Origin of the sequence: Nostoc sp. DedSLP04 (assembly GCF_034530775.1) — a bacterium.
GTDB lineage: Bacteria > Cyanobacteriota > Cyanobacteriia > Cyanobacteriales > Nostocaceae > Nostoc.
Map to the genome: position 1 here is coordinate 127,173 of NZ_JAVRCL010000002.1, position 16,000 is coordinate 143,172.

Sequence of the window (16,000 nt, forward strand, 5' to 3'; positions counted from 1 at the left end):
CAGTGCTGGCACTTGTTCTCATAAACTGGAGGGGTTACTCTGAATAAATTTGTTTTTCCCGTCAATGTTAATGTTATCCTGCGAGCTCTCTACCTTGCGTGTTTTAGTAGTTGATGACCACGAACTGACTCGTTTAACGTTACAATTGGTTTTTTCTTGCCAGGAAAATATTCAAGTAGTAGGTTTAGCCAGTAATGGTGAAGAAGCTATAGAAATGGTTAAACGTTGCCATCCTGACGTAATTGTTCTAGATTTACAGATGCCAGTCATGGATGGCTGGAGTGCGTCCAGTCACATTAAAGCTATATCTCCGAATACCCAGATACTTGCTTACTCCTCAGTGGAAGACGTAAATTTTCATGGGCAAAAGGCAATGTCTAGCTTTGATAACGTTTGCAAGAAAGATGTACCTACAAGCGAACTTATTGCCTTGGTTAGGCAGCTAGGTCAGCGTGCAGGAGATGGTTCAGTGGCAGGATAAATAATCCAGTGATTATTGCTTCGCCAACTCAAGCTTAGTTCAATTTTGGGGATTTGAAGACATGATACTACTGAAGAACGTCGGTCTAGCCGGAAGTTGAGGTTAAACCGACGTAAATTTTAATAATTTTTACTCTGCCGGAATGGTGCGTGTAAATTCATCAATTAATTCATCCAGTTCTTCCAAAGCCTGATTTACATCTATTCTCAAAGTTCCCAGGTTTGGTTGCTCCAGTAAGCTTAATAGGTAATCGCGTTTATTTTGAACTGCGACAATTCGTTCTTTTATAGTCTGTATATCCATTATTTTTTTCCTATCTTTAGCTACCTTTAAATTTAAAGTTAACGCAAAATCTAATATTCTGGGACACTATACACCCTTAGTAGTCAACTTAGTGCCACTTGCCTTCCCTGCGTGATGCTGTGCGAATATGGACTAAGGATAAATTGAGTGTTTGAAAACCACAAAGACAAAGGTGGATAAAGTCTCGTTGAAACGAAGCCAGTGTTTTGAGCGACAATGCCTGACTTATTCGCTCTTGGTGTGTTCCCTTCCCACTCTTGAGCAACTGGCGTGCGGTTTCTAACCATCTTAATATGGCAATTTAGGGTTAGTTGAACACTAGCACCTGGGGACAATGTTCTTTCCTAATTTGTTGCTCATAGCCGATGATAATAAAACTAAGGTATTCAGACTTTATCCTAATTTAAGCTCATGCTACGCCAAATCTCTTTGGGAACACTCGGTCTAACTATCGGCGGCATATTAACCATCATTGGCTTTGTCGCCTATGCTGATAATAATGCCACACTCAATCTTGTCGGATTTTTTTACGGGATTCCTCTACTATTGGGAGGACTGGCACTAAAAGCGAATGAACTTAAGCCAGTACCATTTACCCAAACTACGTCACCATCAGCATTGAGACTGCGCCAGCAGCAAGCAACTGATACGCAAAATAAAATTCGCAAAGACATCACCCGATATTGCTACGGTCAAGATGCTCATCTAGATACAACACTTTCTTTTCTGGGTTTGAGTCCCACTGACCAGGAGCGGCCAACAGTGACAGGGATACGAGAAACGGAAGTTAATGGGAGCTATGCCCTAATTTTAGAATTTGATTCACCGCTAATACCGATTGATGTGTGGCAAAAAAAGCATGAAAAAATGACCAATTATTTTGGCCCTGGTTTGGAAATTCAAATAACGCAGCCATCTGAAAATACAATTGAGCTAGCGCTAATCAATACTCAAAAAGAATCACTAGTCAGTAGTCAATAGTCAAGAGCAAAAATTATCGTTACCCAAATTTCATACCTTTATGACTTGTTGTTACCCATATTTTTGCAACAGTCAAAATAATTAATAGTTCATAATTATAATTAGTGGTATCTGTAGGCTCCATGCTCTTATTAACCACGAAATTTTTGATGAGCAGTATGGATTGGTGTACAGTGTCTTGAACTATGAATTATGAATTATGAATTAGTAATTATTCTTTTTGGAGAATTCCTTTAACCAAGATTTAACTCCCCAACTTTTTCAAAAAGTCGGGGAGGTAGTCAGAAATTTTTTATTAAGATATTTTTTGGGATTCTCTTAAACATTTACATTTACCAAAAAGTTACTTTTCTAAACGAACTGCGTACCACTGTAAATATTTTCCAGGGCCAATGTCTAATTCGCAACTAGTGTCAATTAAATATTGGGCTTGAGTTTCCACAGTATTAAACTTTTGCAAGTCAGGCGGTAAATCTTGAATTATAAGTTGTTGAAGAGTTATTTTGAGCTTTTCTAATAGCTCTGATGATGTCATAAATTGTTCTGGTTGATTTGTTTCTAGAACAACAAAATTATCCTGCTGGTACATTAATGAGTCTGGCATTTTAAAGATTTAGCGAATGTCAATAGGTTTGAATGGTTTTTGGAAGAACTTTTGCTTGTTTGTGTAGTCAACTTTAATTTTGGACGGTTTGTGGCTAGAACGAAAGGGTTATGAAGTCACTTGAAAATAAAGTTTTGCACTAAGTTTTCTCTCAATCTTATGTAATTATACTAAACCTCAGCAAACCTTGTCGGATAGACTAAATAAATTTCAGTCAGGTGATATTAGTATTTAGTATTAGCTATCTTGTAAGGGGACTTTAGCGATTGCTTTTCCTTGTCTCACTGGGTTTATAAACTAACTACATAACTAAATAATTAGGGTGTGTATTTGTAATTCTCAAAAAAATTGTAATTTGACTTTAACAATAGGGAAATATAAAAGTAACATTTTCTCCCATAACCATCGCTGAACAAAAAGGCAGCAATTGCCTTCGCGTTCAAATTACAGATTGTCTATGCAACTTATTTATCTACCGCTTGCTTGGCCCGACAACATTGGGCAGTCCATTGTCAAAAAACAGTTGATTGTGAAGCCAGACACGCCTTTGCCGCAAATCCTGGCATTGATGAAAATAGCGATCGCCCCCATGCAATTGAGTTGCACAGCCTTTTTCAGGATAATCCCGCAAGTGGAAGGCAACTCATGTCAGGCATAAGCCCATTTTCTGTTTCTAAGCAACCACCACTGATTCTAGTGGCTGATGATGACAAGACCATCCGGGTATTGTTGCGTAAAGCAATGGAACAAGAAGGTTATCGAGTAGTCGAGGTCAATGATGGTAAGCAATGTTTAGATGCTTACGAGACTATCAAACCCGATATAGTTTTGCTAGATGCTGTAATGCCTGTGATGGATGGCTTTACCTGCTGTAAGCACTTGCTCCAGATTGCTAGGAATAATTTAATCTCAGCCCTTGCCACCTTTGATACTGACTCGACTCTTAACAATACGGTCATGTCCAAGATATGGGAGCGCACTCCCATCTTGATGATCACATGCTTGGACGATGAGGAATCTGTAAACCGTGCTTTTGAAGCGGGAGCGACTGATTATGTCACTAAGCCAATTCACTGGCCTGTATTACGCCAGCGGTTGCGTCGACTGCTACAGCAAGCACAAGTATACAAACAGTTAGAGGCGGCAAACGAAGCTTTGCATCACCTTGCCAATGTAGATGGCTTAACTGAGTTAGCTAATCGTCGCCGCTTTGACGATTATCTCAATACTCAATGGATTAATCTCGCACAAGAGGGATTTCCTTTGTCAATGATTTTGTGTGATATCGACTTTTTTAAATTTTATAATGATAAATACGGCCATCCGGCAGGGGATGTATGTTTACAAAAGGTGGGTGCTGTCTTAAGCCTTAAGGCACAAAAACATCGGGATTTAGTAGCGCGTTATGGTGGAGAAGAATTTGCTGTGATTATGCCATACACTCCTGCATCTGGCGCACTTCATGTCGCCACCGCAATTAGAGCGGGAATCAAAGATTTGCAAATTGTTCATGACGGTTCTGCGGTGAGTCAGCACGTCACTCTCAGTATGGGTGTGGCAACTGTTGTCCCGACTTGGGAATCTTCACCTTCAGAGTTGATCGTGCTGGCAGATAAAGCACTTTATCAAGCAAAGGCCGGGGGACGCGATCGCTTTGTCTCAACTTCTTAATTGTCATTTGTCATTTGTCATTAGTCATTGGTCATTGGTCATTTGTCAATATCCTTACCTAAGAAGGATAAACTGGCAGTGTGAAGTGAAACCATGCTCCGTTATTGGGGGCAGAATCCACCCAAATTTGGCCATAGTGTGCCAGAACGATGCGTTGGCATAGACAAAGACCAATGCCGTAACCTTCTGTACCTTCATCCCGTTGCAGGCGGAAGTGGTTTTCAAAGATGCGATCGCGATTCTCCACAGGAATACCAGGCCCAGTATCGCCAATACTAAACTGAACTTTTTGGGTAGTGCGGTGTAATCCGGCGATGCTAATTTTGCCACCTTCTGGGGTGTATTTGATGGCATTATCTAACAGATTCACTAGCACTTGCCGGATGCGTTCTGGGTCAGCATATACATAAGGTAAGTCATTGGGAATATCTGTTTCGACCTCTTGGGATTTAGCGGTGTAGCGATCGCACAATTCTTCTAGTACATCTAAGCACAGTTTACCTAGTTGTAATTTTTGTGGTAAAATTGGAAACTCAGTATCTTTGCCTCGACCTACCTGCAAAAGGTCGGCAATCATCCGATCGATGATCTTAGTTTGATTACGGGCTTGTTTTAATAGATGCGCCGTTAAGGATGGTTTAAGGCGCTGAAATTGGCCTGTTTCTAAATTGTAGTTAGATTGGAGAGTTTCGATGGCGATCGCGGCGGCAGTTAGGGGATTGCGGAGATCGTGTGCCAGCATCGAAATCACCCGATCTTTAAACTGTAGCTGCTCTTGGAGGTTATCTTTTTCCTGTTTTAAGCGAAAAATTTCGTCTGAGAGTCGGATCAGTTCGGCAGAAACAGCAACTGAACGGATAGTCGATTTGGGTAATGTCACCCTAGCATTATCGTCTATCCGTTCTTGTAAGTCTTCCTGTAATTTCAAATAGGCGTCTACAGCGGCTTGCCAGCGAGGCCACCAGTTTTTCAATTGCGCTATGATATTACTTCCAGCCAAAACCTGCCGTGGTTCCGGGTGAATTTTAATTAAAGCTGGCGTTGCTACCAATTTAAAGTGTTCTGCTAAGTAAGGTTGTTGACCAACATCAATAGTTTGAAGTTCAAAACTATACTCAACCTGCAACTCTTTTAAGTAAGCACGTATTCGCTGCACCTGTTGACGGGACTTGGGACGTCCATCGACAAACAGTAACAGCTGGAGTGGAGCCTCAGAATAAATAGGCTGATCCTGGGAAACTTGCATGTAATCGTGTTTCAGCACTGGTAACAACCCGGTGACGCTTTACAGAAAGTAAAAAGGACTGACGGTTGTCGATGGTCGTTGTTTTTTCTTCTTAATATCTATTTTAGATTTTCATACTCCTATCCGATCTGCGTTTTTGACATCAAACGTGTCTTTTTCTGCCTTTTGCTGCCTTTTGGTGAACTTCATCTCCAATAAACACTCAAGCCTCTTGAATATAAGTCTTAATTTGCCCTGAATCAAAAATTTTCGCCAGAGCCAGCAGGTGAAAGGTTTAATACTATCTCAAATCGGCTAGTCCAGCACCATGTCAATTTGAATACTCGCTTTGAGCAAACGATCGCCCAAGAAAACACAGATGCTAATTGTATCTAATCTATCAGGAAGGTGTTAACTGTTCAGACCAAGTTTGTAGAGGTTTTTTCAACCGCCAGTGCATTTGATGAAGTGTCTTTTTCGCCTCAAGCCAATCATTAACTAGGATTGGGAAAAACAGCCAAAGCCAACTATGTACTATTTCTATAACTTGCGAAGCGCACCTTCCAGCTTTCCTAAAAGAACCACAGCCCTATCCAAGAATAACAGGGGATGGGTTGATTGAGGGAAAGTTTTGGATAACATAGAGGCGATGCCTACGGCGGTAAACTACGCACTTTTAGAGAAAGCACTCACTGCTTTCGAGGCTGTCAAGTAATTCTTGACTACAGCACAAGTAGCATTTTCTCCAGAAAATCAATTTAGAGATACTAAAGAAACTGCTGCGACACTTGACTGCTTTACCTAATTACCCCAATCGTCAAGAATAACGAACTTACGCTAAGTTACTGGAATTATTTAACACTGGCATTTTTCAGCTATTGCCTGACTCACATTGCCATCGTCAGATGAATAATTTTCAGAATCGATTGTCAGCCAGTGTTAGTGAACTCGATCTATTCCCCTCTTTGGGTGAGGCTAAAGGGAGCTTTATTCCAAGTCTATCACTTCAGTTGCTTGGCGTAGGCATCGCGTTACAACTAGTGCATATGGAAGTAGATTCAAGCTTTTGCTAGCTAAACTGTTTTTTGAGCAGTTATCTACTCTACAACTTGGATATTTAGATAACTCTCTAAAAGATTGGTTCACAATCTAGTATCGCTCGGTTTGTAGTTGGTGACTCTTATCTAAATACTAAAATCCTGACTAAGAACTCTGAAATTATAAAACTCTTATCTAGCAATGATTTCAGGTTTATTTATATTTTTTCCCAAAAATGTTAGTTTTCCAGAATTTTAGGGAACTCTATAAATAAGCATAGGAATTATCAAAACCTAATGGCTGTAAAACGAAGACAATACGGTAGCTTTTGCTACCGTTTACTCATTTTTAGAGACATCATCACCAAAATAGACATTTAGGAAGAAGACGTAGTGAGTCGGTAGTGTTTTTGGGTGATATAGAGAGTCAGAGGAGAGCAGGGGAATAAAGGAGGATAACCATGTCCCATGCCTCATTCCCATTTAATGGACAGTCTGCGCTAGGGTAGGAATTGAAACTCAATTTGTGATTTCCTGTGCTTCCCTGTAAACGTCCAGCAGTATTTCTAATAATTTGGGCTGTTATACTCACTTCGTTAACAGCCTGTGCTAATAGTCCTGTTGCCAAAAACCTTGAGGAATCTTTGGCGGCAGATCCAAAACTGCAAAGCAATCCAGTTGTCTTTGGAGAATCTCAGAGTAACCAACCGCAAGCACAGCAAAATGAATCAACTGTTCAGTTACCAGCTGATTTTCCTAAAGATATTCCACTATATTCCAATGCCAAGCTACAGGAAGTTACACCTGCTAGCGGCTCAGAAAACAAAATCTCAACTCGTTGGTTAAGTTCTGACCCCAGTAATTTTATTGCTAGTTTTTATCGCAGCCAGTTTCAAACAAATAACTGGCAGATTTTACAACAGCCGACAGATGATACAGGAAACACTTTTGAGGCGCGTCGCAGCGATTTGCTGTTAAAGGTTTCCATTCAGCCCAAATCAGTTACTAACGCCACACCCAATCAACCCCAAACAGCCACTGAATTACTGATTGATTACGTACCGAATAGTACTGCAACAGCACAACCTACTTCAACTACAAATCCTAACGAAACTGCTAACGCCGTTCCTCAACCGGGAAATTCACAGTTCATTGGCCCAATACTACCGACAAACTCGGCAGCACAGCCACCAAGTACAGCTAATAACCAAACAATCCCTACAGCCACCTCTAAATCTCAGGTATTCAACGATCTGAATAAGGCACCACAAGAATGGCAGCAACATATCCAGGACTTGGCTGCATTAGGTGTTTTATCTATAGAAACAAAGACAACTAAGAGCAACTCTACTACCACAACTAATCAGTTTGAACCCAGTAAAATCGTTACACATCGAGAATATGCCCGTTGGCTAATTGCTGCTAACAATGCTGTATATGCCAACAATCCAGCTAAACAGATTCGCTTGGCATCAGAAAGTACTCAACCAGCTTTTAGTGATGTGTCAGCAAAAGACCCTGATTTCCCCGCAATTCAGGGATTAGCCGAAGCTGGGTTAATTCCTAGTCCTTTGTCTGGAGATTCTACAGCAGTTTTATTTCGTCCTGATGCACCCCTAACGCGGGAACAGTTGCTGTTGTGGAAATTACCCTTAGATACTCGCCAAGCTTTACCCTCTGCTAACTTAGATGCGGTTAAACAAACCTGGGGTTTCCAAGACGTAGCGAAAATTGATCCGAAGGCTTTAAGAGCAGTGTTGGCTGATTATCAGAATGGCGAACAATCGAATATTCGCCGGGTGTTTGGTTATACGACTCTGTTTCAACCCAAAAAACCAGTAACTCGTGCTGAGGCTGCTACGGCTTTGTGGTATTTCGGCAGTCAAGGTGAGGGTGTATCGGCTACTGAGGCTTTGAAATTAAAGCAAAGTTAAAGCTATGAAGAGGAAGGGTTGCACCATTCTGTCGCAGTTAGTCGAGCGCAAGCATAAAAGTGTGCAATTCCCACGCCATAACATATAAATTTGACCATTTTTTTCTAATAGACCTGTTTTTCATCAAGAAAATGTAAATCTAAGTATTTTCAGCGTTTTTACCCGTGTTTGATGAAATTTTGAGGCATAGTTAAGTAAAATAACGTAAATTAACTTAATAGACGTACTTAGTAAAGACAAGTTGTCAGACTTTCGCCTTTTGATTGCTTTTAAACAAACTAAAAAATAATCCAGGTAAAACAAATATGAAAAAACAAGCTGTAGCAGCAGGATTTGTTTTCTTATCTTTCATGTTGCCGCTCAGAGTAAGTGCTGCGAGTTTTGACAAATTTTATGTATTTGGCGACAGCCTTTCTGATACTGGCAATGTTTTCGCTGCTACTAATGGTTTAGTCGCTCCAACAACAGCCATTCCCCAAAATCCACCGTACTTTCAAGGGCGTTTTTCCAACGATCGAGTGTGGGTAGACTACCTTGGAGATCGGCTAGGATTAAAACCCTCTCCATACATTACTTTAAATCCTACTATTCCCAACCAAGGTATTAACTTTGCTGTGGGTGGTGCTAGTTCTGGTCAAGGCAATGCTGTTGTTCCTAATGCACCGTTACCGGGAGTATTAGAGCAAGTCGCCTTGTTGACGCAACCTATTATACAAGCCAATCAGAAGCTCGATCCAAATGCCCTTTATGCTGTATGGGGAGGTGCAAATGATTATGTGTTTGGTCAAGCTACGAATGCAAAGCAAACAGTCCAGAATTTATCAAACGCAGTAGGGTTACTTGCCTCATCCGGTGCAAAAAATATTTTAGTCTTTAACTTGCCTGATTTAGGCAAGATTCCTTTTGCATCCGCTACAGGTCTCTCTAGCAACTTGACTGCCTTAACAAATGACCATAACACGAGATTAGCAGAGGAACTAGACAAATTTACTAAAAACTCTGACTTGAATCTGATCTCTGTGGATGTGTTTTCCCTATTTAATCAAGTACAAGCAAATCCAGGGAAGTTTGGGTTTAAAGATGTGACTAACCCTTGTGTAGTAGGGAATTTCCAGACAATCATCAGTGTATGTTCTCAACCAAACGATTATTTGTTCTTTGACTCTGTACATCCAACAACAGGTGCTCATAAGTTAGTAGCAGACGCTGCACTGGCGGCGATTGAGGCGAAGTCTGTTCCTGAACCTGCGATAAACTTGGGAATTTTAGCTCTTGGTGCTTTTGGTGCAGTAGGAATGCTGAAGCGTCACCAAAAAAGGTCAGCCTTTGGATCGGTAGGTCGGGTTGTTGATGCACAATTGTCTCATACAACAGTAGAAAACTAAACTAACTGTATTGATGTGGGATTACGATCGCTTATTTGAAATTATTGAAGAATTAGTTATGCACCACTCTCCTAGTGGTGTAGAAGCTGAGATTAACCAGTTGTTGATGCAACGATTTACAGCGCTGGGTGTAGAAGTCTGGCGCGATCGCGCCGATAATATTATTGCCAAGATTCCAGGTAAAATTCCAGATCGAGCAATTGCTATCACAGCACACAAAGACGAAATTGGCGCAATTGTCAAGAGTCTTGGTGATGAAGGTCGTGTCAAAGTCAGCAAACTCGGCGGTTCTTTCCCGTGGGTTTATGGCGAAGGCGTTGTCGATTTATTGGGAGATAACGAAACCATCAACGGTATTCTCAGCTTTGGTTCCCGCCACGTTTCCCACGAATCGCCCCAAAAAGTCCAGCAGGAAGATACTACTGTTAAGTGGGAGAATGCTTGGATTGAAACGAAGCTGACATCTGCTGAATTAGAAGCAGCTGGTATTCGACCTGGAACTAGAATGGTAATCGGCAAACATCGCAAGCGTCCAATTCGGTTAAAGGATCATATTGCTGGTTACACTTTGGATAACAAAGCTTCTGTGGCGATTTTGTTAGCTTTGGCTGAAAACCTGAAACAGCCAGTAGTTGATGTTTATTTAGTAGCTTCAGCAAAAGAAGAAGTAGGAGCAATTGGGGCGCTATTTTTCACGCAAAATCAACGTTTGGATGCCTTGATTGCTTTAGAAATTTGTCCATTATCTGAGGAATATCCTGTTAAAGATGGGGAAAGTCCTGTACTTTTATCTCAAGATGCCTATGGAATATATGATGAGGGACTAAATGGCCAATTGCGTCATAGTGCCAAGCAACTCGATATGCCGATACAATTTACAACTCTGAGTGGATTTGGCAGTGATGCTTCAATTGCGATGAAATTTGGTCATGTTGGGCGTGCTGCGTGTTTGGCATTTCCTACCCAAAATACACATGGATATGAAATTGCTCATTTAGGAGCGATCGCTAATTGTATCGATTTGCTAAAAGCTTTCTGCGAAACTGAGTTTGAGTGATATTTAGGGCTTTGATTTGAAGGAGCGATCGCACAGCAAGATTATTCTTACTATTGATGTGGCGTGAGTCGGATAACTTGCTCTAATGCTTACTTCTATTTATTTCTCTTTGGTTTCGGTTGAGTAACCCACCACGCCACTATACCAAAGATAACGGTAGCTAAAACACTCCAAAGTAAAGATGACACCAAGGGGTGAACTGGATACTTGAAATTTATCTGTGGTGCAAAGGGTTTATCTATATGTTGGGTGACGACACCAGAAACTATTGCACCGCCACCAAAGGCTACACCTAGTACTTGGATGGTGCGTTCTAAAGAGCGATCGCGTTTGGCTTGTTCTAACTCTACTATGCCGCGAATAGTGCCAATCATCTGGTCAAAGAGGTTTTGACCGGGGGTAAGATAAGCTAAGTTTGTGTTAATTTGTTCGACAAAGGTATCTTCAGCTAGTTCTATGAAGTTGGACAAAAATTCTAAATTATCTGAGTCAATGCCTATTTTATTTAGCTTGTCAAGATATAAACGATAGTTCTTACTATTAGTTTGAATTGTGGTTTTGTGCAGTTCTAAATCTCTTAAATAATCAACATAATTAAAAGAAATTTCTGGTATTTCCTGAAGCCATTGATTGAAATTATCAAATTTTGAATCTATAAAGTTATTTTTTTGCTCTTTAAATTCTTGTTTATACTTTTCCAGCTTATAATAAGCCGATCTAGCTTGTTCATAACACCATATAGCTTGAGAACGAGCATAAAGAATTTTACTGCGACAAAGAAGAAGGTCAATTAAAGGATAATAATATTCTCCTTTGTTTTCTAATTCTGTAGTTAGGGAATGGGTATTTAACCAAATTAGTAAATGACACTGTGTTTCAGGAGAGTCAGGATCATTTTCATATTCAAATATCGGACTACCTAATAATTGCCCTTGATGCTGACGATAAATCTTTAGTTTTCGGACAGTTTCTTCTGATAATAATGCTTTGACACAAGCATCAGCGAATGCTTGTTCATCATCTATTTTTCCTACAGGTTGAGCAAAAAATACTAGGGTTTGTCCTAGAGAAGCTTTGATATTTTTAGAAAGTAAGCAATCATCTGGATTTAGCCCTCTTAAATCAGCAAGTTTTACTTCTGGATCGGGATAACGTAGAGTTAAATCAAGTGCGTAGGTATCGTGAATTTCTAAGGGATTAGCTTCACTGCTTAAGTGTAGATTTTGTTGATGTTGGATGGCGGTAAATTTTAAGAAACGTTCGGGAAGTATTTCTCCAGTGATGCTAGTTTTTTTATTATTTGCTTTTTCAATCAGTTCAGGTAAAGTTTCTAATTTAGGAATACCAAGTTGTTTACCAAGCTGCTGGCATTTTAACCATAAATCGTTGGCATTTTCTACAGGTATTTTAGGTTTTTGTGACAGGCTATGCTTTAGATGAAAGGCATAAAGAGTTAGTTTGGGATAAGCTATTTTTCCTGTTGAAAAATAATCCATTTTAAATTAAAGATAAATGTCGCGGTGTTCAGATACTTTACCCCACCCTAACCCTCCCCTTATAAAGGGGAGGGAACCGGATTTTCTTATTTCCCCCCTTTATAAGGGGGGACTAAGGGGGGTAATAATTCGATAAAAATTACAACATACCACTTTTCAAACAACCTCTTAGCCTAAGTCGGTTTTTTTGTCTCTTTAGCAGATGACGAACTTTGTTGAATTTCATTAAGTATATTCTTTTTATCAAGTTCGTATTTGGGAATATTTGTATTTGCTTGCTTATCGCCTGGTGCTTTTGTTCCTATTTCCTCAAATTCTACTAAAGCTTCATCTACTTCAGGATGTTCTGACAGCCAATCTGAGATAGCATTCGATAAAGATTTAATGTCATCAGGTTGGTTATTAATCAATTTCATTAGTGTAATTCTATCTTCTGCTGAAAATAGAGAAGATTGAGTATTCAGCAGATGGATAAAAATATTAACAGTTGTTTCATGAACGGACATGATTATTCTCCTATTTACCAACAGCAGTAAATGCAGCCCAATGAAAGGGAGAATTGAATGGTTGCTCTCCAGTCATATTATTAATTTGACGACGTATCTTTCCTTTCTTAGTGCTATCTAACGCCAAATTTTTTACCCATTCCTGCAATTCTTCTTTAGTAGCATCCCGCAACCAACGCTGGGCTTGATTCATAGCAAGTGGTATTGACATATCTATAGCATTTTTTAAAATTTGAATGAACTTAATCATCAAAAAGGATGTTGATAAATCGTTTACTGTCCATAAACTACTTACAACACTGCTACTACCTGCGTAGAGAAAGCCACTAGGTAAACCTATATATTCATCACTGGTATTATTGAAGTCAGTTAAACCTGTTTCGCAGGCTGAGAGAACCACAAGACGAGTTTGACTAAAGTCGAAGGTTCGTTCAAATAAATTACCCAATGTCAAACATTTACTTAAATCTATAGCCTCAGTATCATAAACTTTGAGATATCTTTCTGAGTTAGCATCATCAGGAATAGGGTAAACATAGGCATCTGCTAATAATAAAAAAGAATTTTGGGGATAATTTAAGTTAAAAGAACCGTGACAAGAAAAGTGGAGATAATTTGCTTCTTTTAATTGTGTTGCGGCTTGGGATAAGGCAGCTTTTGTGGCTTGGTTTTTGGATAATACTTGATGGGAGGGAAAGTAAGATAATATGCTTTCTACTTCCAAATTGGTGTAATTCAGGTCTTCTGTGGGATTTTGAATCGCAAATAGAGATTGAAAATCAGGACGTTTGCGCTGTTGTAGCTGTTGCAGTAGTTGACAACTGGGTGCATAACTCACACCACCAGCAAATAAATCCAGCAGACAAGACGAATTTTCAGAATTTTGATTTATTGGAATTGCATGAAGGGGGAATAAATGCAAGAAGAAATGGGGAATTAGGATGAGTTTATCGCAGTGCTTTGGTATCTGGGTTAATATTTCATCAATGTGCAGAATAGAAGCTAATTCTTTGAATGCTTTCCCTAAGTTATTTTGCCATTGGCCATTTTGATTGTAGTAATTCTGCAAATATTTAATTCCCCAATTTTCTAAAGCTTCTCGCTCTTCTGATTGGGATTGCCAAACACTTAACTCTCCTTGTTTTGTGACAATAAACACCAGAATTTTATACCGATACTATTTTGCGTCATTGCCCAATCAACAGGAAATGCGTCAAAAGTATAAACTTTCAGAACTTCTTGATGACAAGCGATCGCCAGTTCTAAATTTTCTGCCCGCTCACCTCTGATTCTATCAGCGTAAGCAGCACCGAGATTATATTGCGTACTTGCCCATTCATAAGGAAAAGCGTCAAAAGTTCTAACTTTCAGAGCATTTTGAAAATAAGCGATCGCCTGCTCTAAATTTTCTGCCTGCTCACCTCTGATTCTATTAGCGTAAGCAGTACCGAGATTATCTTGCGTACTTGCCCAATCATCAGCAAAAGCGTCAAAAGTTCTAACTTTCAGAGCATTTTGAAAATAAGCGATCGCCAGTTCTAGGTTCTTAGATTGCTCTCCTCTGATTCTTGTTAGGTAAGCAGTACCGAGATTATTTTGCGTACTTGCCCATTGTTGGGGAAAAGCATCAAAAGTATAAACTTTCAGAGCTTCTTGGTGACAAGCGATCGCCAGTTCTAAATTTTCTGCCCGCTCACCTCTGATTCTCTCAGGGTAAGCAAGACCGAGATTATTTTGCGTTGCAGCCCAATCATCGGGAAAAGCATCAAAAGTTATGACCTTTAGAGCATTTTGCAAATAAGCGATTGCCTGCTCTAAATTCTCAGATCGCTCCCCTTTAATTCTGTAAAGGTAAGCACCAGCAAGAATATTTTGCGTAACTGCCCATTCATAGGGAAAAGCGTCAAAAGTTCTGACTTTGAGAGCTTCTTGTGAACAAGCAATTGCCAGTTCTAAATTCTGTGCTTTTTCCCCTCTGATTCTGTTACGGTAAGCAGAAGCAAGATTATTCTGCGTTCTTGCCCATTCATAGGGAAAAGTGTCAAAAGTATAAATTTTCAGGGAATTTTGGTAACAAGAGATTGCTTGCTCTAAATTCTGTGCTTGCTCTCCTCTAATTCTGTTACGGTAAGCAAATCCGAGATTATTTTGTGTCATTGCCCAATCAACAGAAAAAGCTTGCTGGGTATAGACTGTTAGAGCATTTTGTAAACAAGCGATCGCCAATTCTATATTTTGTGCTTTATCTCCTAGAATTCTATGACAGTAAGCATTACCGAGATTATTTTGTGTTCCTGCCCAATATTGGGGAAAGGCTTGCTGGGTGTAGACATTTAGCACGACTTCATAGCCAGTGATGGCAATTTCCATATTGCTGGCTTTGCTACCCAAAGAGAATACTGTCATGAGATAGCTAAAAAAGGCAATCACTTCTGCTAGTTTACCCACCTCATCTGCGTTCCCTTCCCGCAGTCTATTTGTCCCCCAACGGCGCAATGTTTCTGCTAACATCCCATCGAGTTTGTCTGCATTTCTTAGCAGCAATGGGTAAACTCCAACCCCACTGTCTGCGGTTACTTGTAGTACCTCCATCAAGAATTGGTAATATGTCTGTATCTCCTCCTCACTAAGAGATTGCAAATCTACTTTATTATCTAGATTCAACGCTTCTCTTAGTTGCATTGCCAAACCTTGCAACCAATTCGCTGTATTCTCATCCCCGTGTTGGGAACACATCTGTGCTACTTCTTCTACCTTCTGCACAAAGCCAACATCAAGGAATTCTTGGTTTGCTGCTAAAATTTCGGCTTCTTCACCATTGGGAGATTCTAACAGACTGCGAATGAGGTTGAGATAAGCTTGCTGTCGCTGTTCATTCATGGGCAAGGGTGTGAGACGCAACTAGATCATAAGAAAAATTCAACACCAATACCCTAAATTCCAGAAAAACGTAGAATTTCATCACAAATGATGTTTTTCTGCCAATACAAAGAACCTCGTGGATGAGCGTTTTTTACTTGTGAACAGACAATATACTGATTTTGCGATCGCCTACTACCAGTTTCAGGTAAAAAGAGGATGGATGCGATGCCTGTGGTGGGCTACGCCAACGCGTTTATCGATTTGGCGATGCCTGCGGCGGGCTACGCCAACGCATTTATTATTTCGGAGTACCCAATTGCTATTTCGGAGTACCCAATTGCTATTTCGGAGTACCCAATTACTATTTCGGAGTACCCAATTGCTATTTCGGAGTACCCAATTGCTATTTCGGAGTACCCAATTGCTATTTCGGAGTACCCAATTGCTATTTCGGAGTA

General features: G+C 40.0%; 16 protein-coding genes. 8 read left to right on the forward strand and 8 right to left on the reverse strand.

The features are described from left to right. Positions 1–64: 64 nt before the first annotated feature. Positions 65–481: a response regulator transcription factor gene (locus RMX89_RS01665; protein ID WP_322669733.1), complete on the forward strand. Its 417-nt coding sequence runs from the start codon at positions 65–67 to the stop codon at positions 479–481. Positions 482–610: 129 nt separating this feature from the next. Here RMX89_RS01665 and RMX89_RS01670 read toward each other — a convergent pair whose 3' ends face one another. Beyond that, the gene (locus RMX89_RS01670; RefSeq protein WP_322669734.1) at positions 611–784 is read right to left on the reverse strand and encodes a hypothetical protein; all 174 of its coding nucleotides are present in this window, start codon (positions 782–784) and stop codon (positions 611–613) included. A gap of 83 nt (positions 785–867) precedes the next feature. Next, a complete protein-coding gene (locus RMX89_RS01675) occupies positions 868–1,071 on the reverse strand; it encodes a hypothetical protein (RefSeq protein ID WP_322687691.1) in 204 nt (67 codons plus the stop codon). 124 nt (positions 1,072–1,195) lie between these two features. Here RMX89_RS01675 and RMX89_RS01680 point away from each other — a divergent pair, with 124 nt between their 5' ends. Beyond that, positions 1,196–1,765 (forward strand): DUF2854 domain-containing protein, encoded by a 570-nt coding sequence (locus RMX89_RS01680; RefSeq protein WP_322669735.1) that lies wholly within the window; start codon positions 1,196–1,198, stop codon positions 1,763–1,765. A 343-nt stretch (positions 1,766–2,108) separates the two neighbouring features. Here RMX89_RS01680 and RMX89_RS01685 read toward each other — a convergent pair whose 3' ends face one another. Next, a complete protein-coding gene (locus RMX89_RS01685) occupies positions 2,109–2,369 on the reverse strand; it encodes a chlororespiratory reduction protein 7 (RefSeq protein WP_322669736.1) in 261 nt (86 codons plus the stop codon). A 457-nt stretch (positions 2,370–2,826) separates the two neighbouring features. On the opposite strand from RMX89_RS01685, the gene RMX89_RS01690 reads away from it, so the two are divergent. Continuing rightward, on the forward strand, positions 2,827–3,027 hold the full coding sequence (locus RMX89_RS01690) for a hypothetical protein (protein WP_322686696.1): 201 nt from the start codon (positions 2,827–2,829) through the stop codon (positions 3,025–3,027). Beyond that, positions 3,015–4,040 carry a PleD family two-component system response regulator gene (locus tag RMX89_RS01695; protein ID WP_322687692.1) on the forward strand — a complete coding sequence of 342 codons (1,026 nt, stop codon included), beginning with the start codon at positions 3,015–3,017 and terminating at the stop codon, positions 4,038–4,040. The genes RMX89_RS01690 and RMX89_RS01695 overlap by 13 nt, the downstream gene beginning before the upstream one ends. A 58-nt stretch (positions 4,041–4,098) precedes the next feature. On the opposite strand, the gene RMX89_RS01700 is transcribed toward RMX89_RS01695, so the two are convergent. Then, positions 4,099–5,304 (reverse strand): histidine kinase, encoded by a 1,206-nt coding sequence (locus tag RMX89_RS01700; protein WP_322669737.1) that lies wholly within the window; start codon positions 5,302–5,304, stop codon positions 4,099–4,101. A 1,534-nt stretch (positions 5,305–6,838) separates the two neighbouring features. Between RMX89_RS01700 and RMX89_RS01705 the strand changes: the two genes are divergently transcribed. The 3 genes from RMX89_RS01705 (at position 6,839) to RMX89_RS01715 (ending at position 10,678) form a co-directional block, all read left to right on the forward strand. Next, positions 6,839–8,236, forward strand: coding sequence for an S-layer homology domain-containing protein (locus RMX89_RS01705; protein ID WP_322687693.1), 1,398 nt, complete (start codon positions 6,839–6,841; stop codon positions 8,234–8,236). Between the two features lie 305 nt (positions 8,237–8,541). Further along, positions 8,542–9,621: an SGNH/GDSL hydrolase family protein gene (locus RMX89_RS01710; protein ID WP_322687694.1), complete on the forward strand. Its 1,080-nt coding sequence runs from the start codon at positions 8,542–8,544 to the stop codon at positions 9,619–9,621. A 13-nt stretch (positions 9,622–9,634) separates the two neighbouring features. After that, positions 9,635–10,678 carry a M42 family peptidase gene (locus RMX89_RS01715; RefSeq protein WP_322687695.1) on the forward strand — a complete coding sequence of 348 codons (1,044 nt, stop codon included), beginning with the start codon at positions 9,635–9,637 and terminating at the stop codon, positions 10,676–10,678. A 95-nt stretch (positions 10,679–10,773) separates the two neighbouring features. Here RMX89_RS01715 and RMX89_RS01720 read toward each other — a convergent pair whose 3' ends face one another. The 4 genes from RMX89_RS01720 to RMX89_RS01735 all read right to left on the reverse strand — a co-directional run bounded on the left by RMX89_RS01720 (position 10,774) and on the right by RMX89_RS01735 (position 15,560). Continuing rightward, positions 10,774–12,174: a hypothetical protein gene (locus RMX89_RS01720; protein ID WP_322687696.1), complete on the reverse strand. Its 1,401-nt coding sequence runs from the start codon at positions 12,172–12,174 to the stop codon at positions 10,774–10,776. 173 nt (positions 12,175–12,347) lie between these two features. Beyond that, entirely contained in the window at positions 12,348–12,680 is a 333-nt protein-coding gene (locus RMX89_RS01725) for a hypothetical protein (protein WP_322687697.1), read from the reverse strand. Between the two features lie 10 nt (positions 12,681–12,690). Continuing rightward, positions 12,691–13,839 carry a CHAT domain-containing protein gene (locus RMX89_RS01730; protein WP_322687698.1) on the reverse strand — a complete coding sequence of 383 codons (1,149 nt, stop codon included), beginning with the start codon at positions 13,837–13,839 and terminating at the stop codon, positions 12,691–12,693. After that, complete coding sequence (locus RMX89_RS01735) at positions 13,809–15,560, reverse strand: tetratricopeptide repeat protein (RefSeq protein ID WP_322687699.1); 1,752 nt, start codon at positions 15,558–15,560, stop codon at positions 13,809–13,811. The genes RMX89_RS01730 and RMX89_RS01735 overlap by 31 nt, the downstream gene beginning before the upstream one ends. A 198-nt stretch (positions 15,561–15,758) precedes the next feature. On the opposite strand from RMX89_RS01735, the gene RMX89_RS01740 reads away from it, so the two are divergent. Beyond that, positions 15,759–16,000, forward strand: a 242-nt coding sequence (locus RMX89_RS01740; RefSeq protein ID WP_322687700.1) for a hypothetical protein, incomplete at its 3' end; no start/stop codon positions are given.

Bases quoted from the DNA above. Each gene is read 5' to 3' on its own strand.
- RMX89_RS01710 (WP_322687694.1), top strand. From the start codon at position 8,542: ATGAAAAAACAAGCTGTAGCAGCAGGATTTGTTTTCTTATCTTTCATG.
- RMX89_RS01720 (WP_322687696.1), bottom strand. From the start codon at position 12,174: ATGGATTATTTTTCAACAGGAAAAATAGCTTATCCCAAACTAACTCTT.
- RMX89_RS01670 (WP_322669734.1), bottom strand. From the start codon at position 784: ATGGATATACAGACTATAAAAGAACGAATTGTCGCAGTTCAAAATAAA.
- RMX89_RS01685 (WP_322669736.1), bottom strand. From the start codon at position 2,369: ATGCCAGACTCATTAATGTACCAGCAGGATAATTTTGTTGTTCTAGAA.
- RMX89_RS01695 (WP_322687692.1), top strand. From the start codon at position 3,015: ATGTCAGGCATAAGCCCATTTTCTGTTTCTAAGCAACCACCACTGATT.
- RMX89_RS01715 (WP_322687695.1), top strand. From the start codon at position 9,635: ATGTGGGATTACGATCGCTTATTTGAAATTATTGAAGAATTAGTTATG.
- RMX89_RS01665 (WP_322669733.1), top strand. From the start codon at position 65: ATGTTAATGTTATCCTGCGAGCTCTCTACCTTGCGTGTTTTAGTAGTT.
- RMX89_RS01675 (WP_322687691.1), bottom strand. From the start codon at position 1,071: ATGGTTAGAAACCGCACGCCAGTTGCTCAAGAGTGGGAAGGGAACACA.
- RMX89_RS01690 (WP_322686696.1), top strand. From the start codon at position 2,827: ATGCAACTTATTTATCTACCGCTTGCTTGGCCCGACAACATTGGGCAG.
- RMX89_RS01725 (WP_322687697.1), bottom strand. From the start codon at position 12,680: ATGTCCGTTCATGAAACAACTGTTAATATTTTTATCCATCTGCTGAAT.
- RMX89_RS01680 (WP_322669735.1), top strand. From the start codon at position 1,196: ATGCTACGCCAAATCTCTTTGGGAACACTCGGTCTAACTATCGGCGGC.
- RMX89_RS01735 (WP_322687699.1), bottom strand. From the start codon at position 15,560: ATGAATGAACAGCGACAGCAAGCTTATCTCAACCTCATTCGCAGTCTG.